Below are 23,766 nucleotides of genomic sequence, written 5' to 3'. Positions count from 1 at the left end.
TAAAATTTAAAAATATATTTCTTTTAATAATACTTCTTGTAATTGTTTTAAGTTTTTAAAAGCTTGATTTATGCTAGAAGTATTTTTTAAAGCATAAATGATATTTTCATCTTTAGAAATTGTTCTATTTATATTATATTGCAATAAAGGATTTTTATAAAGTGTATCACTATTGATCAAGATATTGATATGAAAAGATTCTTTACTTTTATTAGTTAATTGAAGCAAAAATATAACATCTTTTATAACTTGTAAAATATCATTTGCTACTTCACCATAGCCCCAAGTAAAGATAATATGATTATCATCTATATTTGTAGCACCAAATAATAAAGAAGGTGCAAAAATTAAAGCACTAAGGAATAAAATGTAAAATCTTTTCATCAATTGTATTAAAGAAGTTAAAGAGTTTGTTTGGTATAATTATATTAAGGGTGCAACGCCAAAGGGGCGCAACCCTTTAGCGTTAATTTACCGCCCAGAAGGGAGGTGAGCATAATGCTAACAAAAATTATCCTTATAATTATACTCTTAACACTTTGCTATGTCAAGGCTCATTGAGTACCCCCTGCTTTTGCAGGGTTTAGGATAATCCCTTTGGCTTACCAAACAAACTTTTAACTAAACTCTATCTCCTTTCTATAGTTTTATTTTTCTTTTTAATTAGTAGGTTTTCTTGTTAAATTCTCAAGATTGCTTTCAATCTTTTCTTGTATTTTTATAGAATCAGCTTGTATTTTATCCACATCAATACTTCCAACAATATCAGCAATAAATTCACTTAAATCTATTTCACTAAAATCTAACTTTTGAAATTCTTCTGGAGTAAATCCTCTACAATCAGGACTTTTTGGAGAACCCCAACCTCTTCCAATTTGTGGGCGTCCTTGTTCATTAAATATTCTTGCTAATTTTGAGTTAAAACAACAGTGTGTTTTTTTATGCTGAATACAACCTATGAATTTAATTTTTTTAGAGCAATATTCACCAACTTCTACACATCTATTTTGCTTATTGAGTTTTGCTAGCTTTTTTTCATCTTCTTTACAAGGTACAAGCCCTATAAATACTTTATCTTTATCACAGCAACCACCACCAGTTAAGCCAAAAATTTGTCTTTAGAGCGACATCTATTATCTTTTCCATTAAAGATAAAAATTTGTCCTCTATAAGAACCATCATCTTCCCAACCATTATTATTTTCATCATTAATACCAACTTGAGCATCATCATCTTCGATATGGCTAGTGCTTTTTTAAAACACAACTATTACATTAAAATAGTTATTGTTTTAAACATACAATATCTTTACTAACTTCTAAAACTATCTAAAGCATAGCATTTATATTTTATTTTACAGTATAAACAGGACATAAAATAAAATATTTAGTATAGTATAATGTAGAAGAAAAAATTTAAATGGTAATGATTTTAAAAATGTTTATAGCTTTGAAAAAATAGCTAAAATTATACTAGGGGTTAAATCTTTAAAATAAGATTTAATCTACTTTAGCAATTCATATAATAGCAAATATTCTATTTTTGAAATTGTTTCTTGAATATATTAACACTTACTCTTCATTAGTCAGGCAGTATTTTTCTTTATTAGAATTTAAATTCACAATATTCTTTCCTTGAAATTCACACTCTAAAAATTTTAATACATCACCTATTTAGCAAAACAATATCACTTTTTTACACATTTTTACAATAAAATACAAAGTATGTGCAAAAGTATGTGCAAATGAAAAATATTTCATTAAAGTATGGATATTTAGGAGTTTAGTTGGTAAATTACACGCCTGCTAAATCCACCATTTGTATTTACACTTCTTGTAATTTTTTAATCTAAACTCTATTTTATTTCGAATTTTCTAAGCTAGGTAGTTTAATCTCTTCTATTTCATAGGTTAGCGATGAAGATGCTATAAATTTTATATTTAATTTAGGATATAAAAAAGAAGTATAAGCCCACATAAAAGCCATTACAGGTGTACCTGGGCTTAAAAATATTTCTATGTATTCTTGATCGCTTAATTCTTTCAACACATCATCGATTGCTTTATGCATAGCATAAGTATCACTAAGACTATCTAAAAACACATCATAAACTACAATATCAGCTTCTGCATTCTCTTTCAATAATTTTTCTTGCAACCATGATTTGAAATTTTTATTTGCATATAAGGTATTAGAGTATTTTTTTATAATTTCTACTATGTCTAATCCTTGAAAATCGCTAAAAAACTCATCTATTTTTTTATCCTTATCAACATAACCCAAAATTATAGCTTTGTCGTATTTTCTTTGCTTTATAGCGTTAAAAATAGGTCCATTGTTCTCATCAAGCTTAAAAGAAGCTTTTAGATCTGTTATACCATACCAAGACAATAAAATCTTTTTCATACTACCACTCTAATAATCCTTTTCCTTGGCAAAGTTTGTCTATAACATCTTCTTTGTTTTTACATTTTATTTCTTTTTGATAAAGTTTTGAGAGAGAATTTAAAGACACATAAATGGCCTCACTATCATTTTCAGCTCTTGCTTGATGAAAATTTTCTAAAAAAGCATCTATAGCAAATAATCTTTCTTGATGAATTTGAGTAATCATAATTGTTAATTCTTTTCTTTTTGCTTGCAATATAGGTATTTTTTCCATGCATAGTGCTTTTATTTCTTCATATCGAATTTGAGATAAACTTTTACGGCTCATATCCATATAATACATAGCTACTGCTATAGCAATCCCTGTCAAAACACCAACAAACACAGAAGTTATCACACTAGAAAACATACCTAAACCCAAAGAAACCAAAAATGCTTCCAAACTTTGCTCTATAAATATTCCAAGTCCTGTGATACATCCTGCTACAAATAACTTTTTCGCCTCATGCCACGCATCTTTAAGGCTCATTCCATCTGGTGGAAAAAGTAAAATTTTTATAGCCTTAAAAAAAGAAAAAATCCCTTCTCTAATCACACGTACTATTCTTGAAGATGTTGTTACAAAAATATTAATCGCAGTTGTAGTTAAATTTGAAATCACACCAGATAAAAATCCATCGCCAAAACTTGAAACAATAATACTCCATTTATCTTTAATACGCTCTGCAACTTTGCTTGCAACAAGTTTAATTCTCTCTTTTAAGGTATAAAAAAATCCCTCGCCTTCAAAATTATTATAAAAGCCATTTTTATAAATATCAACAATCTCATCTAACAACACACTAAAAAAATCCACCAAAATCAAGCCAAATGCTTGCTGAATTCCCATTTTAGCACCTTCTATAGCAGAGCTTTGTGCTACATTTTGAGCAAATTTAGCACTAGTATAGTATTCTTTTTCTATAATGCTATTTATATGCTCTCTAGCTTTTTTATCAGCTTCTAGTGCTTTTTCATCATCGATTTTTAACTGCTTTTTTAATTTTTCTAATTCATTAAGCTCATTAGAATTTAAAGAACGTTTTTGCTCTAGTTTTTCTATCGCCTCTAATCTTTTATCCCTTCTTTTTAAAAATTCCTCCATAGATAAAGCGCGCTTTGATCTATTTAAGCTACTTTGAGTTAGTTTTAAATTTTCTTTATTATTAGCTAGTTTTGTTCCTTCTACTTCAGCTAAAATTCTACCAGCGTCATTGTGAATTTCATAAGCAGAAACAATATGATCTAAATCAGTTTTTTCATTTTGAATGATTTTCTCACCAGTTAAATAATCAACAGCCAAACCAGCCTTTTTTTGCCGTGATAATTCTTTATTGATATTTATAAAGTTTGGATCTTTATGGTAAATATCACTATTGTATTTTTCATTTTTTTTATACTTTTCTTTTTCGGCTTGAGTGGCGTATATTCCTTTACGCGCATTATGTATGGTATCTACATTTGCACCTACTTGATCATAAATAGCCATAAATCTTCCCAAACCAAAAGGCGTGATTATAGATCTTATCACGCTTTGTTTGCATTCTTTTATAAGCTGATCAAATCTATGATTTTTACTTCCACTACGATAGTAATCATCAATAAATTTAGCGGTTTCTTTTTGATTTAAATATATTGTTTCTGACATCTTAATCCTTTATCAAGACCATTTTTCTTCTATTTCTTTATTTAGCTTTACGCATTCTTTTTGCAAAGATATGATTTTTTGCGTAGTTGTATCATTATCACTTAAAATAGGCGATTTAATGATATTTACCATAGCTTCTGAAATTTGTATCATTTGTTTGAGAATTTCAAATTCTTCTTCGCCCCATTCTTTGACTTTATATCCTTTTGCATGAGCTATTTCTTCTACTTTGTATATAACATCACGCAAATCATCATCAAGCTCTCTAATAGAAAGCATTTGCTCTTTAGTTTTATTATGAATTTCATTCCATAGCAAAGCTTCAGCTTGCATTGTTTCGCTTAGTGCTTTAACAGAGTAATAATAACTTCTTGCATCATATTTTTTATCCTCAGCCATAGAAGCAAAAATACTCCCAGCTACAGCTATAATAGGTGCAGCCACAATACCACCAAGCACCAAAGTACCACCAGCCATACCAAATCCACCAGCAGCCAAAGAACCACCTCCAAGCCACGCAAGTGTCGCATTAGTAGCAGCTACTCCACTTAAACTTCCTATAGCCGTGCCAGTTGAAGCTGTACCCAAAAGTCCAACAGCTCCATAAGCACCAAATCCAGCCATAGCTCCAGCAGTACCACTACTTAACAATCCTCCAACAGCCATTTGTATAGTTATTAGTTCTTGATTAAAACTAGCAATACTTTCAAAATCAACACTTTGTAATACCTCATCGATATTTTTTTGATAATCAATATCTAATTTTTCTATAAGTACTTGGTATTGTTTTAAACTACCTTCAACAATTCTTGCTTTTATTTTTCCAAGTTTTTCAAATTCATTTGTAGCAGTCTTTTTGCTCTCTTTTAGCTTAGCATTAGTACTATCAAACAAATTTTCAGCTCTTTCATGATACCTTTGTGCTTCTTTTGTATCACAATATCCATCATATCCTTTTTTAGCACCATATCCTGCCGCACCCAAAGCAGCAGCACCTAAAATAACAGGTATAAGAGGTAATGGCATTTTACATCCTTTTTAATTTTTATTAAATTTATCTTGCAACTTTTGACAAGCTTGCATATTTATATGTATAAATTCATCTTCTGAATAATATTTTTTAAAAAATTTTTTATACATAAAACCAACATCACAAACATCGGGTCTTTTTTTATAAATTTTGCATTTATTTGTTTTTAAATCCAAAAATTTACATACTCCATTTCCAAGATCAAAAGAAGCTAGTTCTTTGATATTTGATATGTTTTTACAACAAAGCCCACATTGCGTACAAGGAAAAAGCATTATAGTTCTATTAAAGCTTTTCCTTGGCGAGTTAAAGACAATACAGCCTTAGTCCATTCTGCATACACAATAGCTAAGTTTTTAGACAAACCAAACTCTTCTAGCATAGCTTCGATAACACTTTTTTCCTCTTTATCTAGCTCTTCAAAATGCGTAAGTTCATCAGCCATAGCAAGCGCCATAGTTTCTAGCAAAATGATTTTTTGACTTTGAGGGGATTTGATATTTTTTAAAGTCGATCTTAAATCAAATTTAGAATCATCATAGCTTATATTTGCTATTTGCATTTCAGCACAATACCCGCTAATAACTACAGACTCAGCATTTGAAACACTACCATCGCTATGAGCTAAATGATGTGCTATCTCTAAAAATGAAATTTTTTCTTCTGGTGTTAGTAAATTTAAAAACATGTATTTTCCTTTTGTTATAAATTTTTAAATTTTATATATTTTACTTTAATTTACATTAACTTTTATGCAACCTCCCTATTTTTTACAAAATTTACCACAAACAAATGACAGCTTGTGTCATAAATCCCTTTTAATAAGGTCATATTGTATTATTTGTAGCTATTAACTTAAATACTGGTTGGTTTAAAAGTTGCTTCAATCCCTTTTAATCAGGTCATATTGTATTTTTATTTATGTGGAACAATGGTGAGGAACGTGATAACTTGTTTCAATCCCTTTTAATCAGGTCATATTGTATTTTTATTTATGTGGAACAATGGTGAGGAACGTGATAACTTGTTTCAATCCCTTTTAATCAGGTCATATTGTATTTTTAAAAAATGTTAGAAAAATTAAATCAGATAGAGAGTTTCAATCCCTTTTAATCAGGTCATATTGTATTTTTGATTTATAAAAGAATGTTTTAAAGATAATGTTAAGGTTTCAATCCCTTTTAATCAGGTCATATTGTATTTTTTCCATATAGAAGTATGATAGCTAGTTATAACGCTGGTGTTTCAATCCCTTTTAATCAGGTCATATTGTATTTTTACCAGCGCCATATGGTTATGACACAAAATATAAACCACAATTGTTTCAATCCCTTTTAATCAGGTTATATTGTATTTTTTAGAGTGAGTGAGAGATTATTTACAGATAACTCTAAAGAGTTTCAATCCCTTTTAATCAGGTCATATTGTATTTTTGAACACTACAATAAAGGAATTGAAGCTACTACTGTTTCAATCCCTTTTAATCAGGTCATATTGTATTTTTTTCAGCTAATGTAAAAGAAACAGCTAGAGAATTAGCGTTAGTTGTTTCAATCCCTTTTAATCAGGTCATATTGTATTTTTTTAGAAGTAGATGTTATGAAAACAGCACAAATTGTAGAGAAGTTTCAATCCCTTTTAATCAGGTCATATTGTATTTTTTTTAAAGGTAGTTTCTCAGATTTATCATTTTATCTATTAGGAGTTTCAATCCCTTTTAATCAGGTCATATTGTATTTTTATAGTAGATAATGCGAAGGAGACTTATAATATTAAGTTTGTTTCAATCCCTTTTAATCAGGTCATATTGTATTTTTAATAGCTATATACTTATTCACGCAAGTGATAGAGTATAAGATGTTTCAATCCCTTTTAATCAGGTCATATTGTATTTTTAGCTTAATTTTGAATGTTTAAAAAGATATGAGATTATAACATCTTTTTATAAATACCGATGTGATAGTCATTTGAGTTATGTAAATAAAAAGTTGGCAAATGTAGGTTAATTACGATTTTTAAAAAGGGTGTTTTTGATTAATTTTTGCTTAAAATGACTATATTTCAATACTTCTAAATATCAAAAAAGTTCGCAAATGTTTTTAGGAAATTTTACAAAACCACATTTTGTGATTTTTTTGGAAATTTTAAGTTTGCAAATGCCTAAATTTTCAGCAGTAAAAACTTAAAAAATTATAAAAGTTAGCAAAAGTATTTTTAAAATGCATAAAAACACAAAATTGCGAAGTCATTTTAAAAATATAGTCTTTAAATTCAAGCTTTTAATGCTTAAAAAGTTCGCAAATTAAAAAAACAAATCATTATCTGGAGTAAAAACATTTTTGTCTTTATTAGGGTGTAGTATAAAGGATTTTTCTATGCATTTTTGGCATAAAAAATAAAATCTAATATTATCTGTTTTTGGATTTAACAAAGTCAAAAGCTCTGCTTTTAGTTTTTTAAATTTTGTTTGATTTATCTCGCATTCAAAGACAGAGTAATTAACCCTATATCCATAAGCTTCTAGGATGTGTGCTATTTTATTGCGTTTTTTATCATTTGGGATATCATAGCTTATGAGAATTTTCACTAGTATTTTCCTATAAAACCATTGTATTTTTTATCTTTATTATTGATCACTCTAGCTAAATGATAGCATTGATGTTGAATGATGTTTTCGCATTTGATGGATTGTTTTTTCCATTTGGTATATGAGTTTAATTTCTCGTTGATGTTTTTTATGATGAGAATTTTTGATTGTTTATCTAACATTCCATTAGAGTCTATTTTTAACGGCTCTTCTTTATTAAACATGGAGATTATGGTTCTATCTACTATAAAGGTTCTAAATTCTTCTATCATGTCAAAACACAATGTTGGTTTATTTGAGTCTATAGCGTGCAAAAAAGAAATGTTTAAGTTTAATCCAGCTTGTACTAAATAATGTTGAATTTTTCCATATAAAATAGCATAAGCGTAATTTAAAGATGAATTAACTAAGTCTTTGGCTTTATAAGTAACTCTAGCTTCAAAAGGAAAATCAAAATTTTCTTTAAAACAAGAATAATAAATATTTGAAACTATCCCTTCATATCCTAGCAATTCATCGGTATTTTGTGCTTTTGGTATTTTTAGTTTTATTATTTTTGTGATTTGATTGATATAGCTTGTTAAGTTTTTATGGTATTTGTTAAGGTATTTTAGATAGTTTAGTTGATTTGTTGTTTTTGAAGTGATGATTTCTTTTGCTATTTCTAGCTTTCTTGGTGAATTATAAAATTCTAATTGCGCTAGAGCTGTTTTAGAGGCTATATTTTTATAGCTTATTAATTGCGCATAAGAAATAGAATGATGATCTATAAAATCTATGGAAATTTGATTTTTTGCACAATAATAAATAAGATCAGTAGAAAATGAAACACCTTGACCTTCTAAAATAATCCTTTTGATTTTTTCTTTGGGAAATTTCTTTATGATTTTATTTTTCATTTTAAGTACAAATGAATTATGGTTTATGCCGATGAAGCTTCCTGCTTGAGATATATACAAAGTGCTAGATTGAGCAAATTTTTTATCATACTCTCTTGCTTTTTGATTTAGCTTTTTATCAGTTTGTGAAAAATCTATGCTTTTGTTAAATACATCAGAAACAATAAGCTCGATTATATCATCTATAAGATGAGCATCTATAATATAAGATAAATTAAGTTCTTTAAGTAAGTTTTTAAAGTCCTTTTTAAAGATTATGGTTTTTTGATTTTTATATGAAATCAACTTTTGAGTAAGAGAATTTAAAAAAGAATTTTTAAGCAAAATATAATCACTACAATCTTTGGTAAGAATTTTAAAATAATAATTTTTTAAACTTTCTAATAACACATTAGCTTCTTTTATGAAGTCCTTTTCGTATGCCAATTTTTTTATTTTCGATAGTATCTTTTGCAAAGAACTTTCTTTTAGATTTCTTTGTGAGCCTATAAATTCTACACCTAAAAAAACAAAGCCTTTTTGGTAATTTGTTATATATGTTTTTTCTTTATTTAAAGACAAATCAATTTTGCATAAAAAATTTTCTATATCCAAAAGACAGTGTTTTGCTTGCTTTTCTTCTTTAAATAAAACAACAAAATCATCTGCATAGCGTATAAATTCATAGTTTTTTGTTTCTAAATATCTATCAAAGGAATTTAAATAGATATTTGAAAGTAAAGGTGATAATATATCGCCTTGATGAATTCCTAAGATGTGTTTTTTATAATCTATATTACAAAATGAGCCGTTTTTGATAAATAAAGCTAAAAGCTTGATAATGTTTTCATCTTTGATGTATTCTTTTAGTAGATTTATTAGTCTGTTTTGGTTGATACTATCAAAAAATTCTTTAATATCGCTTTTGAGTATAAAATGATATTGCTGGGCTAATAAACTATTAACACGATTAAGTGCTTTTACAATGGATTTTCCTTTTCTATAAGCATAAGATCGATTGCTAAATAAAGACTCAAAATATACGCTTAATTTGGTGTATAAAACTTTTTGTACTAGCTTATCTTTGATAGAGCTTATAGCTATAGGTCTTTTTTTATCATTTTCTTTTTCGATGTAAATTTGTTTTAATGGTTCTGGTGTATAGGTATTTGTCAATATAGAATTTTTTAACTCATCTAAATTTGTATTTAAATTCACACAAAAATCTTTTTTGCTTAATTCATCTAAGCCTGTATTGAAATTTATACTTTCGAATGCTTCATATAAAGCTTTGAAAGTATAAATTTCTTCTAATGTTTCTTCATACATATTAAAATAATAATTGCTTTAAATTTCCAAAAGGATTGTTTGGTTCATCTTTGCTTTGCGTGCTGTATTTATCATAAGATTTTTTTTGAGATGATTTGTTTTTACATTTTTCTCGCATTTGTTTTTTGATATTTGCAAAATCTTTTAATTCTAGGTATTTTAATTCTATATCGTTTGGCATTTTTTTAGCAATGCTTTTTAATTTTTCAATTTGTTTTTGGATATCAAAGCCATTTTCTTGCAATAATTGTTTATATTGAGAGATGAGAGTGTTTAATTTTTCATTATCAAAATTTATTTGTATATGACAATCCCCATATCCAAAAGCCTTTGCGCCACCTATTTTATAATAATACTCTTGAGAATCAAACACACTAAGAGTAAGTAACAATAAGCCCAATTCTTGTGGAGTGAGATTAAAATAACGCATTTTTCCTTCAAAGACAGCACCTTTATCAAGAGCTTGTATTTTGGTATCTATCTTTGGATTTTCTTTGTTATTTTTTTGATACATATTGTTTTTTGGTACATAAAATTTAAACCCGCTAAGCTTTGCATTTGCATCATCATAAGTAAAGCAAGTATCATTACCTTGAAGTATATAATAAGGATAAAAAGTAGGTCTTGGAGATGATAAAATCAAAGAGATCGGTTGTAATTCTTTAGCATTATGGGTGTAAAAATTTGAAAAATTTACCCTAGATTTTAAAGCTTCGTCTTTTTTTACATAGCCAAAAATTCTCTCTACCATATCTAATTTATCATCATCATAATTTATTTGGGTTTGTTTTAACAAATCTAAGGTGGATTTTTTATAAAACAATTTTTTTGATTTATTATAAGAAAGTCTTAGATCTTGAGTTTTTAATTTTGCAAAACTTAAAACCTCAGCTAAGGTTCTCACAACCCCACGAATACTACTAGAAGGAATGCAAAATTTCTCATCTATTTTAAAAAATTTAACTTCTTTATCATCTTCACTTTTTTTATCACCTACAAAAATAGGACTTTTGGCAATGATTTTTATATCTATAACACCACTTTGCTCATCTTTATATGGGACATCAAAGCTTATTTCTTCATCTTTTGGATAAAAAACTTTTTCATGTAAATTTACAAAACGATATGGAGCGATTATTTTCATTTATTTCCTTTCTCTAAAAATCCTGCAAATAAAAGCATAGTAGGTCTTAAGCTCGTATATCCATTGCAACTTTCTTCTTTGAATTCTTGCCATACTTGATAGAATTTTATTTTAGAATTTTTGCCTAAGAAAATTTGCTCGTTTATATGCTCAAAAGATGTGATTTTTTCCTTTACTATCATAAAACCTTGATTATAATGGCGTATAGCCATAGAATATTCTCCATCAAAAAAACAAGCTTCTAATATGAAATTTTTTCCATTATGTAGCAACTCCCAACTTGGCAAAAGTGTGTCGTTTTGAAAAAATAATATTTCTTGACTATCTGACATTTGTATATACGCTTGAGCATTTTTTGGAATGCTTTGATAAAATTCTCTTGTTTGATCTATGGTTTTTAGCATATACTTTCTCCATTTTTTATAACTTTTCCATAAAAATAACCATGTCCTTTAGTGCTTTTACCCCCAAGAGCTAAATTAGCCTTTGCAAGATCACATAAAGCAAACTCAAAAGCTTCAATGGCTTCTTTATCTTGTATATCTTTTTTTAGATAAATATCCAAACAATACTCATTGCAAGAAATAGCTTTTTCTTGAAATAAAGCACCATTTATCGCACCAGAAGTAAATCTATCTATACCTACATGATTAAAGACTTTTTCTTTCGTTTCTTGTAAAAAAACATCATGGATTAAAATTTTTGCTTTACTGCTATTAGTCTGTTCTTTTTTACTTCCAAATATACTTTCGACATTATCAACAACGGTATTTGAACCTATAAAATTACCTTTTAATTTATTATAATGAAAACATGTTCTATGCGATAAAGCACCTTTTATAGAACTAGCAGGTATAACACACAAATGCTTACTTAAACATTGATTAGCATAATCTATGGCTTGTTCTTTTAAATTTACATCATCTGCTTCATTATCAGCACATGAAGAACCAAAAATAAAATAATCTTCTGGACTTAAAAGCAATCTATAATGATCAAAACTATCATCAATATTTTCTTTTATAGGATATTCTTGGCTTAGATTTTCATTTAAAGAACTAGAAAAATCAATATATTTTTGCGAAGAGCTTTCAAAAATATCGTATTTGATAGAAATAACCTTGATTTCTCCATATCCTTTTGTACTACCCCCACCTACTCTAAAAGTGTTTTTAGATAATAAATCAAGAATATGGTTAAAATCTTTTTCATCTTGCTCTGAATTTACAGGCATTTCCATGCTAAATTTAAAACGACTTCCTTTGTAGATTATTTCCTCATCAAATTTAGCCGCATTTTTTGTAACGCCTTTAGATGATATGCTATTATGATCTCTTTGTGTTAATCTTGAGGCTAGTTTTAAAAACTCACTTTTTTCAAGGATTAAATCCTCATTGACTTTTTCATTTTCATCTAAAAACAAAGCATTTGAAAAAATAATTTTAGAGGCATTTTCTTTTCCAAAAATTTCATCTTCATTATCATAAGCATAATCTTTTCTTAAAATTCCACACAAAGAAGTCCCTAAAATCATAGGCAAATCATTCCAGTCTCTTTGTATAACACTATCTTTGAAAAAATCAAAACGATTAGATGAAACCTTTAGTGGAGTTTTTGCTTCAAAAACAATATGAGCTATGATTTTTTTACACATTATCATTCCTTGTGTTGATTTTTGGCATTAAAACAGCCAGTAATCTTGTGTTTTCTTTACCATATTTGCTTATAAAATCTAACAAATCCTTGGAGCCACTTTTCCATTGAAATTGTGCATTTGCGGTAGTGATTTGCTCTATTACTTTGTCTAAAAATTCTTCTTGATGACAAAGTTGTGTTAGCATTCTGATTTGACCCCATTGAGAATTAGAAACACCTAGGAAGCTTTTTTGATGTTTTTGGATAAAATCTTGTACTATTTGCAAATTACTTGTTTGTGATTTTTCTAAAGAAGCTTGATGGCTTAGATAATTGCATAATTTATTTTGAGTTAAATCTTTTTGAATTTGTTCATGTTTTTTTAAGCTTGCTTTTTTAAGAGTAAATTCCTTTTTTAATAAAAATTTAGGATTGATTAAAATTTCTCCATAGCCTTCGCTTAAAAAGCCACCCAAACCTTGTTTAATACGCTTAGCTTCTTCTTGAGTTAAATTTTTTAAAGCTATTACACTACCTTGTTCAATCACTAGCCTAGAATAATCATTGTTTTGTCTTTTAAAATTAAATGGAGTAAATTCTCTTGTTCTAATTTGAGTTTTTTCCCATATAATTGCAGCTTGATCTAGCTTTAAATTATAACGATCTAACATATAACTTGCAAAACCTTGCTCATTAAATAAAGCCAAAGAGGACTTAAGATATAAATAATCCACTTCGCCAGTGATTTCTTGCTCTATATTTTGAGTGAAATTATCATATTTTTCGATAACAACTCTTCCATATTGAGATGTTTTTGATTTTCCAATATGATGATGACCTAAAAGATGAGAAATGACTTTTTCTCTTTCAACTTGTGCAACATCATCATCAAAACATACACTAAATATCCACTCTATACCACTCTCTATCGCACTATATCCAAACATACCACCTTTTTTTGAAGCACCTGTTTCTGGGTCTTTAGATGATTTTTGTGTATAAACATAGGGTATCTCATAAACTTCTAATTCTTCATTAATATAACCACTACGAATTTGCTGTAACTGCATAGAAATTATACTAGGATCTAAAACATCAACCAAGTGGATATTATAAGCTTTATCTTTGTTTAATTTTGGAGCATAAAAAGAATAAGGAATTTTATAAAATTCTTTAGCATTGAAAAAAGGCTTAGCTTCACCAAATCTTACACTAGAACTATGAAAAATTTTAAAAGGGTCTTCAAATTCATCATAATATCTTGCAACTAAACCTAAAAATACAGTTCCGCTTATATAGTCTAAATTCTGACCACCTGCTTGAGTGTTTGAGTTTTTTAACAAAACCACATCATCTAAAAATCTAATCTTAAAATATTCTTTTTTCATATTCTACTCACCTATCAATTCTATTTTACAACGTCCTAGTCCTCGGTTTCTATTTAAACCCATTCTTTTGATACTTTTTAACGCATTAGCTATACTGGCTTCGTATTTTGGTGGTATATTTTCAATACTTCCAAACAAACTCAAAGGTTTAACAACTTCTAATTCTCTTAAAGAGCCATCTTTTGTCACACCACTATCTTTTTCTATACTAATATTTGCAAGTTCATCATATAAATAAAATTTCATACTAGGGTCATTTACTATAAAAGCTCTTACTTCATCTTCTAAAAAAGCATTACTAAAATAACAACAAGCTATTTTTTCTCCCTCATCTCCAAAGCATACCCTTAAAACTTCCTCATCTTTTATAAGATCTCTTAATAAACCCTTTATAGTTTTCCCTGGAACATAAGGTAAGCCTTGAGAATCTTTAACTACACTTTCATCAAATTTAGCACCACCACTAAGGCCGCTACTTAAATGCCAAAAATCTAAAAAAGTTATTTTATATTTCATTTTTAACCTCTTGCTTGCACTGATAAAATTTGCAATATATCATAGACTGGAGTTATGATTTTATTGTCTTTTTGGATTGTCAATTGATTTAAAGATAATTCTGCATGTAAAGATTGTAATTTAGAGCTAACTTGATCATCTTCATTAATAAAATCAAATCTATTTAAAAATTCTTGAGCTAGATTTTTATCTTTTTGCAAGATACTAAGCCATTCTCTTAATTTTGCATAAGCAAAATCAGATGTTTTTAGCCAATCAATAATTTCTTTAAATTTTTTAATATTAGGATTGTGTTTTTCATTTAAATAATATGGGCCAAAATTACAATATACATCATTGATTATTAGCTCATTTTGTATGATTTTTTCATAACTTTCAATGTTGCATGATTTTATATTATGAAACATCAAAGAAGAAGGTGGATTTTCTTGGGATATATTTTTTGAATATTTTTTTGCATAAGAACACAAAAGCTTAGCTAGCTTAATAACATAGTGTATAGGGTATTTTTCATTAAAATATACCAAAACACCGCATGCACTTAAAGAAGAATTTGCATAAATATCTTTTGTGTTAATTTCAAATCTTTCTAAAAAATTAATACTAAAATCTAATGCAATATCTGCATCACATACCATAACTAAATCATCACCGCCTAAGATAATATCTCTAATCTTATCATTAGATATTTTTTCTTTGCTCTCTTTGTATGCTTGTTTTGTTGCTGTATCGAGTTTTTTTGAAAAGTTTGCAAATTCATCAGCATTTTTTATCATAGCAACAATTTTTCCTAAGCTATTACCATCTGCATAAAATAAGGCAAGTTTTCTTTTTGAATTTGCTAGATATGAAAGTTGAAGTTTTTCTTTTTTATCAATCCTTATACACTCATCAAAACATTGTCTTTTTTGCTTGCTTGATTGATCGATAATTTCATCCTCATCATAATCTACAGCAGGTAGGGATGTTTTTGGATTTTGTTTTAATACACTAAAATGAAAATCCAAAGGTATGGTTTTTTTATTTCTTTCTATTTTTAATAAATGCTCTAATTCCCTAGATGCACTAGAATAATCACCTGTATATACTACAAGTGCTTGTGCGATATTAAGCCCATAAGCTTGTTGTATTATAAATTTTGGCAAATATTTTACTATCTTTTTAACATCTTCTTCATCATCAACAATAGCTCTAATATTTCCAGCAGCTTGGATGATGATTTGTGGTTGTTTTGATAGGTCAAATTCTTTTTTTAAGTCTATGTTTTCTATATTTTTTATGATTTGACTTGCTCCGATGATCTCTTTTAATTTATTAGTTTTAAAAATAAATTCTTGAACACCTTGAACGCTAAGTCCGTATAAAAAACTACTCATTTTCTTCCTTTATGATGATTTTTCCAAGTCCAAAGACACATTGTTTTCCTACTCCAATATACTCTCCAATTTTAAGCAGCTTATATGTTTGATGATTTAAATCTTGTATTTTTATAGTGCCTATTAAACCACCTAGCTGCATTTTTGTATTTTGTCTATTGCTTTTTCTATTTAGCTCTTGATAGGATAAGTTTTTACTTACAATCTTACCTTCTAGATTGATTTTAAAGTTAGCTTGATTATATATAAAAGAATATCTTTTTTGTATAGAGTTTATAATGTCTAATAACTCTATATTCATATCTCTTATGAAAACATTATTTTTCTTTATTCTCAAAGGTGTTAGTAGGATTAATTCTATATTTTTGGAAAAGGTATTTAAATTAATATTATCAATGTAATTTTCAAGTTGATAAAAATGATTATTTTGGTAAATTTTCTCATCATTTACATAAATACTAAAATCATTAATGATTTCTCTATTTTCACCTATGCCAAATTCAGTAAGCATTTTATGAATAGCACTAATATAGTCAAAAACATACTCACACTCATCATCAAAAACATAAAGATTAAAATCATAATATGGTTTGTTTAACTCAAAATCTAAGCGGTATTTATGATAAGAATTTTTTTCTTCAAATGCGCGATAATATACACAGTTGTTATAAAATTCACAATTTTGACAAATTTTACTTTTATCTTTACAAGCAACATCTTTTAAAGCATATCCTAAAGCACCTCTAAGCTGACTACCTATAAAATACGGAGGTTTATTTTTGCTTTTAAATAAAACACTAATCTTACAAAAGCACATGCTTATCATCTTCTCTTATGAAAATTGTTATCGAATTTGCTTTTCCTTTTTGAATATTTAAAACATCTTGCATAAATTGTGGCTCTGTTAGATATGCTATATTAAAATTTTGTGTAGAATTATTATAAATACCAAGATAACCCAAAAGCTCAGCTCTAGTAAAATTACGTCTTAAAATTTTTACCGGAAGGGTTTTTGATTGTGAATTTGTTTGCAAGATGATGGTGATTTCATTGTTTTCTTTAAGTTTTTGTTTAAAACTTAAAACAACTATTAGCATAGTTATAAAACTAAATACTATAGTACATTGATCTAAAATTTCAATCATTAATTTAAAAATTTCCATTTTTTATCCTTGACTTTTTTAAATTAATTGTTATTATATAATAAATAATTAAAAAAGAAAATAAAGGCTTTATTGATGCATATTATAAATTTTTTAGGACTTAGTGGAGAGTTAAAAGTAAATTATGGTAAACTTGAAGAATTAAATTTAAACGAAACAAATAATAAATATTTTAACACAACGCAACTTCTTTTAGAGCATTTTCATTCTAAAGCTACTTTTAGCTTTATCGGAACTAAAGAATCAATACAAAAACAACGCGAATTATTAAAAGAATACAACTACTCAATCAATATCTTAGAATACTCAAAAGAAATAAACGAGCACGAGCCGTCTTTAATCTTCAACACCATATTAGAAATTATCAAAGAACATCAAAATGATTATATTATCTTAGATATCACTCATGGTTTTAGAACATTACCACTTATTGCTTCTTTTGGGAGTATTTTTGGAAAAATCAACTACACAAATAAAATAAAAATCATCTTTGCACAAGAAAATATCAAAGGTAAACAATATGATTTTATATCTTTGGATCGTTATTTAGATATTAGCGTTTTGGCTGTATCTTTAGATACTTTTTCAAAAACACTTAATCTAATCAAGAACCACTACACAGATGATTTGATTTTGGCTTTAGAATCTTTTAGTCATAGTTTGCACGCAAATGCCTTTAAAAAACTTTTTAAAGAAAATTTAATAGAAGCAAAAAAGCAAATAAACATTGCAAAGACTAATGAATTTTATCAACCGCTAAATAATATTTTGTGTGAAATAGAAAACATACTTAATTATTTTGAAAGTATAAAAGATAAAAAAGAATATGAAAAGTATTTTTATATAGCCAAAATTATGTTTGAAAAAAACTATTATCTAGCTAGCACAACTTATATTTTTGAAGGATTATCAAAATATATTTTAGAACATTTTAAAGATTTAAAAATCTTACGTAACAACCAAGAAAATTCTTATGATAATTCTCAAGCTATTAATAATTTTATTTTAAACAACAGTGCTAATAATAAAATTTTCATTTATTGCAAGGCTAAATTCTATAAAAATAAATACAAAGCTGAATTTGATATAATATACAAACTTTTAACAGACATCAAAAATCTAAGAAATAATCTTGCTCACATCTCTCAAGAGCTTGAAGATAATATCAAACAAAATCTTTCAAAAATCATCAAAGACTTTAAAACACACATCATTGATAATAAAATACTTCCTTATTATAATCTTGATAATATATATGATGATTTTCAACTAGCTCAAGATATCAAAGCGTATATAGAAAATAAAATTCCAACTTCTACTAATCTTCCAAAAGATTTAAAATCATGGATAAATTTTAGTCAAAGTTACAAGAAAAATAAAAATATATTACAAAATTTCCTAAGAGTAGAACATAGAAAGGATATTTCTTTATTAGATAATAGCTTAAAACCTATATTAAATTGTCTTTATTTATATCAAGAAAACAATACTTGCAACATAAAGCAAGAACATTACGAAAAAATTATCACTATAATAGGAAAAAATGACTTTTGAATTAACGTATTTTAGAGATAAGTAAAAATTAAAAAAGTTGGTTGCGAAGGGGAGATTTGAACTCCCGACCTTCGGGTTATGAGCCCGACGAGCTAACCACTGCTCTACTTCGCGGCATCATATGAAGTGGATGGGGTAAAGGGATTCGAACCCCTGAATGACAGGACCAAAACCTGTTGCCTTACCGCTTGGCGATACCCCAATAAATGAAGTAATTTCTAAATTAGAAATGGTATTATATATTATTTTTTACATAATGTCAAGAAAAATGTTATATAATTTCTTAAAAAATAAAAAAAGGAGATTAATAGTGGGATATATTAGTGTAGAACAAGCTATAAAAGAACTTCAAGATGGCAAAATGCTAGTTATGGTAGATGCAGAAGATAGAGAGAATGAAGGAGATTTAATTTTCCCTGCGCAATTTAGCTCACAAGAAAAAATAAATTTTACCATTACTCACGCAAGAGGTGTGGTGTGTGTAGCATTGAGTGAGAACTTAGCTAAAAAATTTGAACTACCTTTAATGGTACCTAAAAATACATCAAATCACGAAACAGCTTTTACTATCACTGTCGATGCAAAAAATGCAACAACAGGAGTAAGTGCTTATGAAAGGGATATGACTATACAAATTTTTGCTGATGATAATGCAAATGCAAGTGATTTTGTACGTCCTGGTCATATTAATCCTTTGATAGCAAAAAAAGGCGGGGTTTTAGAAAGAACAGGTCACACAGAAGGCACGGTGGATTTATGTCGCTTGGCAGGTCTAAAAGAAGCATGCGTGATATGTGAAATTGTTAAAGATAATGGAGATATGGCTAGAAGAAGCGATTTGCTTGAGTTTTGCAAAAAACACGCTATTAATATGATTACTATTTCAGATTTAATCGAGTATCGTTTAAAAAATGAAAGTTTGATTTCTTTAATCAAAGAAGAAGACAGTATTTTAGCAGGTTTTAAAGCCAAAAAAATGACTTTTAAAGATCATAATGAAAATGAACATATAGCTTTTAGCTTTGGCACTTTGAAAGAATGTGAGAATGTTAAATTTTATCTTAGTGGAAGCGATTTTGAGCTTCTAACTTCTAATAAATTTAATGAATTATTAAAACAGATTGAGTTTTTAAGTCAAAAAGGTGGTGTAATCATTTTCATGAAAAATGAAAAACAAGAAAACACACAATATAAAAATTATGGCATAGGAGCGCAAATTTTAAGGTATTTAAAAATTTCAAAAATCAAACTTCTAAGTCAAAATACCGATAAAGAATTTATAGGCTTAAAAGGCTTTGGGCTTGATATTACAAGCAGTGATTTTAAAGCTTAAATTCTAAAAACTTAAACTTATCGCCAAAGTTAAACATCAAATTTTTACTTTGGCTGATAAAGTTTTTATAAATTTGGAGGTTAATATTTTTAACTTGCTCGATAATTTCTTCTAAGCCAAAATCAATTAAGGCTTGATTTTGATTTTTATATTCTAACACCTCAAAGCCCTCTTCTTTTAAAACTTGTAAAAAATGATCAAAATTTACATTATATGTAATATCGCTTTTAGCAAAAAAATCTTTTAAGTTTTCTTCAAAAAGATTATACACTTGGTGATTTTTATACATTCTAATACTAATTTTTTCTTCTTTTTTTGCATAATCAAAACATGCAAAAGTTAGTTTTTCACAAGTTTGTTTTAGTTTGGATAAAAAAGGTTTATAAGAGATACAAAGCTCACTATTAGTGATAGCATATTTTTCACATTCCTTTAAAAGTTCTTCACTCATAGGCTTAAAAACAATGTTTAAATCATCACCAACATATGCCATTGTTTTATCTTTTATAAGTTCACATGCAAAACAATCAAATAATTCATTAGCATAAAAAAAAGCATTTTTAAAATGACATTCTTCTAAAGAATTATAAATTTTCACGTCCAAATCATACTCATCAAAAAGTTTTTTTTGAACACATCTTAACTTTTCATACGGTTCTATAACAAAACACTCAATCTGCTCTAAAACACCGGCTCTAAGAGTGTATAAAGCTTGTATGAAATCAAGCATTAAATGCCCTTCATTTGCTCCTATTTCTACAACTTCAACCGGTAAAGTTAATTTTTTATCATCTATAAGTTTTAAAAAATGCTTAGCTAAGAGCACTCCAAAAAGATTTCCCACACTAACTGCGGTATAAAAATCTCCATTTTTGCCAACACTCACAGCTTGGGAGTAATATTTATCAATCCAATTTTGAAAAAACTCACTAAAAGCTATCATTATAAAGCATTAAATTTAGCGATAAAATCAAGTGGATCAACTTGCACACCATTAACTAAAATTCCAAAATGCAAATGTGGTCCTGTAACCCTACCACTAGCTCCACTCAAACCTACAAGCTCGCCTTTTTTTACCTTTTGTCCTACTTTTACATTAAGTTTTGATAGATGATAATATTGAGAATAAATCCCATATCCATGGTCAATCACCACTGAATTTCCTGCATAGTAACGATTTGAAGCAATCCTTACAATACCATCATTGCTCGCATAAATTTTTGTTCCACTTGCTGCTCTAAAATCAGTTCCGCTATGATAACTTTTAAGAGTATCATTAAACAATCTTGCTTTTCCAAAATCACTTGTAATTTTACTTTCTAAAGGGTATGTAAAATTGCCTTCAAATAAAGCTGTATTAGTATAAGTATTATAAACCTTAATAGCTTCTTGATATTCTTTGCTAATGCGATTAAGTGTTTCTTTAGGTGGATTGACCTTAGAAGCGCTAACTTTTAAAAATTCTTTTTTGTAATTTCCTTGGCTAAATTTTATGTTAATTTCTTCTTTGGAATTATCTTTAAATTCAGCTATTAATTTTCTATCTTTGGGGTTTTTATAAGGCATAGCTATACTAACAATAACTTTATTTTTATACTCAAAAAAAGGAAGTTTTTTAGAATTTGAGCTAATTTGTAAAAAATTACTTTTATCAAATTCTAAAAAAACTACTTGCCCTTTTATAAGCTCAATCTCTCTAGCTTCTAAAGTAAAAATCAAAAAACATAGAAAAAAAAGAATTCTTCTCATACACTAAGCTCTTTAATATCAGCTATTTTTAAAAACTCACGATAAATTGCACATACTAAAGCTTGGCGATTGTTTTTAATATTTTCATCTTTGTCATTAATCATTACTTTATCAAAAAAAGTATCAATTTGTGGTTTGAGTGCAAAAAGGCTTTCTAAAAGCTCTTGGGTATTATTTTCTTTTGTTTTACACTGCATAAAAGCTTGGTATAAATCTTTTTCCTCTTGAGTGTTAAACAAATTCTCATTAACTTGAGCTTCGCTTAATACTGCAATATTTGCCAAACGCTTAAAAGTAGCAAAATTTTGACTAAAATCTGCCTTATTTGCGCTTTGAATCAAAGCTTTCATACAAGAATCAATATAAATAACATCATAAGTTTTAGAGCTAAGCACAGCTTTAACAAAAGAAGCATTTACTTCATAAAAAGTATATAAACGCTCTAAGATAAAATCTAATAAAATTTTCAAATCAAAGCTTTTATACTCACTAGCTATTGCTTCTAAAAATATCTTAAGATCAAAATTTTTATTTAAAGCTAGGATAATTTTTAAAACACCATTTGCTGCTCTTCTTAAAGCATAAGGGTCTTTTGTACCACTTGGGATTTTCCCCATTGAAAAAAGCCCCATGAGTGTATCAAACTTATAAGCTAAAGCTACAATAGAGCTAAATTCATTACTTGGCATAGCTGAATTATCGCCATTTGGAAGATATTGTTCTTTAATCGCCAAAGCAAGCTCATCGCTCATACCCATAGCCTTGGCATAATAAGATCCCATAATGCCTTGAAGATCAGTAAATTCATACACCATTTGAGTACTTAGATCAGCTTTTGAGTATTCTATAGCTTTTAAAATTTCATCTTTTTGAGTATTAGCAAAAACCTCACAAAGCTTAGCGGCGATTTTTTGTTCTCTAATGATTTTATCTTTTAAGGTTCCAAGTCCTTCAAGATAAACCATTTGGCTTATTTTATCATTATTTAAGCCCTGTGCTAAGTCATTTTTCCAAAAAAACATCGCATCGCTTAATCTTGCTCTTAAAACTCTTTCATTTCCATTAATGATTTTAGAATAATCCTCACAAACCGCATTAGAAACTACAATAAAATGATTGCTCAAAGTATTGTTTTTAAATACTGCAAAATAGCGTTGGTTTTCTCTCATGGAAGTGATGATTACCTCACTTGGGATTTCTAAATACTCCTTTTCAAAACGCCCTAATAATGCCTTTGGATACTCTGTGATAGCTACAACTTCAGCTAAAAGCTCATCATCTTCTGCAATAGTAATATCATTTTCTTTTTCAAGTGTCTTTAACTGTTCAATGATAAGTTTTTTTCTTTGTTCTTGATCTAAAATAATATAATTTTGCTCTAAAGTTTTAAAATACTCATCAATGCTTTCAAAAGCTATCAAATCATAACTAACACTTCTATGCACAAAAGTACTTTTTGCACTTTTAACACCATAGCTTTCAAACTCAATCAACTCATCATTTAAAATACAACAAAGCGAGCGAATAGCTCTGATAAATTCAAATCTACCATCACCCCATCTCATAGTTTTACCAAAGCTCAAGCTTTTCAAGAAAGCTTCGATCATTTGAGCTAAAACTGCCTTGCTTTGTAAACCTTGCACTTGTTTTTGACAATACAATACTTCTTTACCTTTAATTTCTTTAAATTCAAGCTCTTCTTCTTTTAAACCACTTTTTTCTAAAAAACTAAGCCCTGCTTGAGTAAGTTTTCCATCTTTATAAGCTATCGCCCTAGGTGCGCCTATAAATTCCACAAAAGAATCATCTTGTTTTTCTTTAAAATTTTCATGGATAAAAACCAATCTTCTAGGAGTATAGAAAAATTTAAATTCAGATTCTAAATGATACTCTTGTAAAATCTTTTCCCATTTTTTAGTAATATTTGGAAGTTCTTTTAATAAAGGAATAGCAGGAAGCTCTTCTGTGCCTATTTCTATTAACAATTTCATTTTACACTCTTTTTTAAA

General features: G+C 27.9%; 22 protein-coding genes, 2 tRNA genes and 1 CRISPR repeat array. Of the genes, 2 read left to right on the top strand and 22 right to left on the bottom strand.

All coding sequences use genetic code 11. The annotated features are described in order from the left end of the window. Positions 1 to 6 precede the first annotated feature (6 nt). The 17 genes from L8W68_RS05755 to L8W68_RS05675 form a co-directional block, all read right to left on the bottom strand. A complete protein-coding gene (locus L8W68_RS05755; protein WP_263675331.1) occupies positions 7 to 384 on the bottom strand; it encodes a hypothetical protein in 378 nt (125 codons plus the stop codon). A gap of 275 nt (positions 385 to 659) precedes the next feature. Beyond that, complete coding sequence (gene traN / locus L8W68_RS05750; protein ID WP_263675334.1) at positions 660 to 1,064, bottom strand: conjugal transfer protein TraN; 405 nt, start codon at positions 1,062 to 1,064, stop codon at positions 660 to 662. A gap of 796 nt (positions 1,065 to 1,860) precedes the next feature. Further along, a complete protein-coding gene (locus L8W68_RS05745; RefSeq protein WP_263675329.1) occupies positions 1,861 to 2,406 on the bottom strand; it encodes a hypothetical protein in 546 nt (181 codons plus the stop codon). A gap of 1 nt (position 2,407) precedes the next feature. Beyond that, positions 2,408 to 4,075: an SLC41A family transporter gene (locus tag L8W68_RS05740; protein WP_263675327.1), complete on the bottom strand. Its 1,668-nt coding sequence runs from the start codon at positions 4,073 to 4,075 to the stop codon at positions 2,408 to 2,410. Between the two features lie 12 nt (positions 4,076 to 4,087). Continuing rightward, positions 4,088 to 5,101 (bottom strand): hypothetical protein, encoded by a 1,014-nt coding sequence (locus tag L8W68_RS05735; protein WP_263675326.1) that lies wholly within the window; start codon positions 5,099 to 5,101, stop codon positions 4,088 to 4,090. Positions 5,102 to 5,113: 12 nt separating this feature from the next. Continuing rightward, on the bottom strand, positions 5,114 to 5,380 hold the full coding sequence (locus L8W68_RS05730; RefSeq protein ID WP_263675325.1) for a YkgJ family cysteine cluster protein: 267 nt from the start codon (positions 5,378 to 5,380) through the stop codon (positions 5,114 to 5,116). Beyond that, positions 5,380 to 5,793 (bottom strand): hypothetical protein, encoded by a 414-nt coding sequence (locus L8W68_RS05725; protein ID WP_214135851.1) that lies wholly within the window; start codon positions 5,791 to 5,793, stop codon positions 5,380 to 5,382. Before L8W68_RS05725 ends, L8W68_RS05730 begins: the two co-directional genes overlap by 1 nt. Positions 5,794 to 5,910: 117 nt before the next feature. Further along, positions 5,911 to 7,001: direct repeats of the CRISPR family, unit length 37 nt; unit sequence GTTTCAATCCCTTTTAATCAGGTCATATTGTATTTTT. A gap of 406 nt (positions 7,002 to 7,407) precedes the next feature. Continuing rightward, positions 7,408 to 7,692 (bottom strand): CRISPR-associated endonuclease Cas2, encoded by a 285-nt coding sequence (gene cas2, locus L8W68_RS05720; protein WP_214097598.1) that lies wholly within the window; start codon positions 7,690 to 7,692, stop codon positions 7,408 to 7,410. Beyond that, entirely contained in the window at positions 7,692 to 9,899 is a 2,208-nt protein-coding gene (gene cas1 / locus L8W68_RS05715; protein ID WP_263675323.1) for a CRISPR-associated endonuclease Cas1, read from the bottom strand. The genes cas2 and cas1 overlap by 1 nt, the downstream gene beginning before the upstream one ends. A gap of 1 nt (position 9,900) precedes the next feature. After that, positions 9,901 to 11,043 (bottom strand): RAMP superfamily CRISPR-associated protein, encoded by a 1,143-nt coding sequence (locus tag L8W68_RS05710; RefSeq protein ID WP_263675322.1) that lies wholly within the window; start codon positions 11,041 to 11,043, stop codon positions 9,901 to 9,903. Beyond that, complete coding sequence (locus tag L8W68_RS05705; protein WP_087700546.1) at positions 11,040 to 11,447, bottom strand: TIGR04423 family type III CRISPR-associated protein; 408 nt, start codon at positions 11,445 to 11,447, stop codon at positions 11,040 to 11,042. Before L8W68_RS05705 ends, L8W68_RS05710 begins: the two co-directional genes overlap by 4 nt. Continuing rightward, entirely contained in the window at positions 11,441 to 12,697 is a 1,257-nt protein-coding gene (locus tag L8W68_RS05700; RefSeq protein WP_263675321.1) for an RAMP superfamily CRISPR-associated protein, read from the bottom strand. The genes L8W68_RS05705 and L8W68_RS05700 overlap by 7 nt, the downstream gene beginning before the upstream one ends. Beyond that, positions 12,690 to 14,066, bottom strand: coding sequence for a hypothetical protein (locus tag L8W68_RS05695; protein WP_263675320.1), 1,377 nt, complete (start codon positions 14,064 to 14,066; stop codon positions 12,690 to 12,692). Before L8W68_RS05695 ends, L8W68_RS05700 begins: the two co-directional genes overlap by 8 nt. 3 nt (positions 14,067 to 14,069) lie before the next feature. Beyond that, positions 14,070 to 14,582 carry an RAMP superfamily CRISPR-associated protein gene (locus tag L8W68_RS05690; RefSeq protein ID WP_263675319.1) on the bottom strand — a complete coding sequence of 171 codons (513 nt, stop codon included), beginning with the start codon at positions 14,580 to 14,582 and terminating at the stop codon, positions 14,070 to 14,072. Between the two features lie 2 nt (positions 14,583 to 14,584). Next, positions 14,585 to 15,958 carry a Cas10/Cmr2 second palm domain-containing protein gene (locus tag L8W68_RS05685; protein WP_263675318.1) on the bottom strand — a complete coding sequence of 458 codons (1,374 nt, stop codon included), beginning with the start codon at positions 15,956 to 15,958 and terminating at the stop codon, positions 14,585 to 14,587. Then, positions 15,951 to 16,775 (bottom strand): CRISPR system precrRNA processing endoribonuclease RAMP protein Cas6, encoded by an 825-nt coding sequence (gene cas6 / locus L8W68_RS05680; RefSeq protein WP_263675317.1) that lies wholly within the window; start codon positions 16,773 to 16,775, stop codon positions 15,951 to 15,953. The genes L8W68_RS05685 and cas6 overlap by 8 nt, the downstream gene beginning before the upstream one ends. Then, a complete protein-coding gene (locus tag L8W68_RS05675; protein ID WP_263675316.1) occupies positions 16,762 to 17,121 on the bottom strand; it encodes a hypothetical protein in 360 nt (119 codons plus the stop codon). Before L8W68_RS05675 ends, cas6 begins: the two co-directional genes overlap by 14 nt. A 75-nt stretch (positions 17,122 to 17,196) precedes the next feature. Between L8W68_RS05675 and L8W68_RS05670 the strand changes: the two genes are divergently transcribed. Next, positions 17,197 to 18,675, top strand: a complete 1,479-nt coding sequence (locus L8W68_RS05670) for a TM1812 family CRISPR-associated protein (RefSeq protein WP_263675315.1) — start codon at positions 17,197 to 17,199, stop codon at positions 18,673 to 18,675. 38 nt (positions 18,676 to 18,713) lie between these two features. On the opposite strand, the gene L8W68_RS05665 is transcribed toward L8W68_RS05670, so the two are convergent. Together L8W68_RS05665 and L8W68_RS05660 are read right to left on the bottom strand one after the other, a co-directional pair. Next, positions 18,714 to 18,789: transfer RNA gene (locus L8W68_RS05665), tRNA-Met, on the bottom strand. A 13-nt stretch (positions 18,790 to 18,802) separates the two neighbouring features. Further along, positions 18,803 to 18,877 (bottom strand) — tRNA-Gln (locus L8W68_RS05660). Positions 18,878 to 18,985: 108 nt separating this feature from the next. On the opposite strand from L8W68_RS05660, the gene L8W68_RS05655 reads away from it, so the two are divergent. Next, on the top strand, positions 18,986 to 20,008 hold the full coding sequence (locus L8W68_RS05655; RefSeq protein ID WP_263675314.1) for a bifunctional 3,4-dihydroxy-2-butanone 4-phosphate synthase/GTP cyclohydrolase II: 1,023 nt from the start codon (positions 18,986 to 18,988) through the stop codon (positions 20,006 to 20,008). Here the strand turns inward: L8W68_RS05655 and L8W68_RS05650 are convergent. The 3 genes from L8W68_RS05650 to glyS are packed head-to-tail and all read right to left on the bottom strand — an operon-like array spanning position 19,998 to position 23,748. Beyond that, positions 19,998 to 20,948, bottom strand: coding sequence for an SAM-dependent methyltransferase (locus L8W68_RS05650; protein WP_318529703.1), 951 nt, complete (start codon positions 20,946 to 20,948; stop codon positions 19,998 to 20,000). The genes L8W68_RS05655 and L8W68_RS05650 overlap by 11 nt on opposite strands. 2 nt (positions 20,949 to 20,950) lie before the next feature. Next, a complete protein-coding gene (locus tag L8W68_RS05645) occupies positions 20,951 to 21,757 on the bottom strand; it encodes a M23 family metallopeptidase (protein ID WP_263675312.1) in 807 nt (268 codons plus the stop codon). Continuing rightward, positions 21,754 to 23,748, bottom strand: a complete 1,995-nt coding sequence (gene glyS, locus L8W68_RS05640; RefSeq protein WP_263675311.1) for a glycine--tRNA ligase subunit beta — start codon at positions 23,746 to 23,748, stop codon at positions 21,754 to 21,756. The genes L8W68_RS05645 and glyS overlap by 4 nt, the downstream gene beginning before the upstream one ends. Between the last annotated feature and the right edge of the window lie 18 nt (positions 23,749 to 23,766).

The sequence above is a fragment of the Campylobacter sp. FU_497 genome, assembly GCF_025772425.1.
Taxonomy (GTDB): domain Bacteria; phylum Campylobacterota; class Campylobacteria; order Campylobacterales; family Campylobacteraceae; genus Campylobacter_D; species Campylobacter_D lari_C.
The sequence above is the reverse complement of the archived record's forward strand: the minus strand, read 5'-3'. Positions and strand labels throughout refer to the sequence as shown.

Excerpts from the sequence above, each read along its gene's own strand:
- L8W68_RS05755 (WP_263675331.1), bottom strand. The coding sequence starts at position 384 with ATGAAAAGATTTTACATTTTATTCCTTAGTGCTTTAATTTTTGCACCT.
- L8W68_RS05745 (WP_263675329.1), bottom strand. The coding sequence starts at position 2,406 with ATGAAAAAGATTTTATTGTCTTGGTATGGTATAACAGATCTAAAAGCT.
- L8W68_RS05740 (WP_263675327.1), bottom strand. The coding sequence starts at position 4,075 with ATGTCAGAAACAATATATTTAAATCAAAAAGAAACCGCTAAATTTATT.
- L8W68_RS05735 (WP_263675326.1), bottom strand. The coding sequence starts at position 5,101 with ATGCCATTACCTCTTATACCTGTTATTTTAGGTGCTGCTGCTTTGGGT.
- L8W68_RS05730 (WP_263675325.1), bottom strand. The coding sequence starts at position 5,380 with ATGCTTTTTCCTTGTACGCAATGTGGGCTTTGTTGTAAAAACATATCA.
- L8W68_RS05725 (WP_214135851.1), bottom strand. The coding sequence starts at position 5,793 with ATGTTTTTAAATTTACTAACACCAGAAGAAAAAATTTCATTTTTAGAG.
- cas1 (WP_263675323.1), bottom strand. The coding sequence starts at position 9,899 with ATGTATGAAGAAACATTAGAAGAAATTTATACTTTCAAAGCTTTATAT.
- L8W68_RS05710 (WP_263675322.1), bottom strand. The coding sequence starts at position 11,043 with ATGAAAATAATCGCTCCATATCGTTTTGTAAATTTACATGAAAAAGTT.
- L8W68_RS05705 (WP_087700546.1), bottom strand. The coding sequence starts at position 11,447 with ATGCTAAAAACCATAGATCAAACAAGAGAATTTTATCAAAGCATTCCA.
- L8W68_RS05700 (WP_263675321.1), bottom strand. The coding sequence starts at position 12,697 with ATGTGTAAAAAAATCATAGCTCATATTGTTTTTGAAGCAAAAACTCCA.
- L8W68_RS05695 (WP_263675320.1), bottom strand. The coding sequence starts at position 14,066 with ATGAAAAAAGAATATTTTAAGATTAGATTTTTAGATGATGTGGTTTTG.
- L8W68_RS05690 (WP_263675319.1), bottom strand. The coding sequence starts at position 14,582 with ATGAAATATAAAATAACTTTTTTAGATTTTTGGCATTTAAGTAGCGGC.
- L8W68_RS05685 (WP_263675318.1), bottom strand. The coding sequence starts at position 15,958 with ATGAGTAGTTTTTTATACGGACTTAGCGTTCAAGGTGTTCAAGAATTT.
- cas6 (WP_263675317.1), bottom strand. The coding sequence starts at position 16,775 with ATGTGCTTTTGTAAGATTAGTGTTTTATTTAAAAGCAAAAATAAACCT.
- L8W68_RS05675 (WP_263675316.1), bottom strand. The coding sequence starts at position 17,121 with ATGGAAATTTTTAAATTAATGATTGAAATTTTAGATCAATGTACTATA.
- L8W68_RS05670 (WP_263675315.1), top strand. The coding sequence starts at position 17,197 with ATGCATATTATAAATTTTTTAGGACTTAGTGGAGAGTTAAAAGTAAAT.
- L8W68_RS05645 (WP_263675312.1), bottom strand. The coding sequence starts at position 21,757 with ATGAGAAGAATTCTTTTTTTTCTATGTTTTTTGATTTTTACTTTAGAA.
- glyS (WP_263675311.1), bottom strand. The coding sequence starts at position 23,748 with ATGAAATTGTTAATAGAAATAGGCACAGAAGAGCTTCCTGCTATTCCT.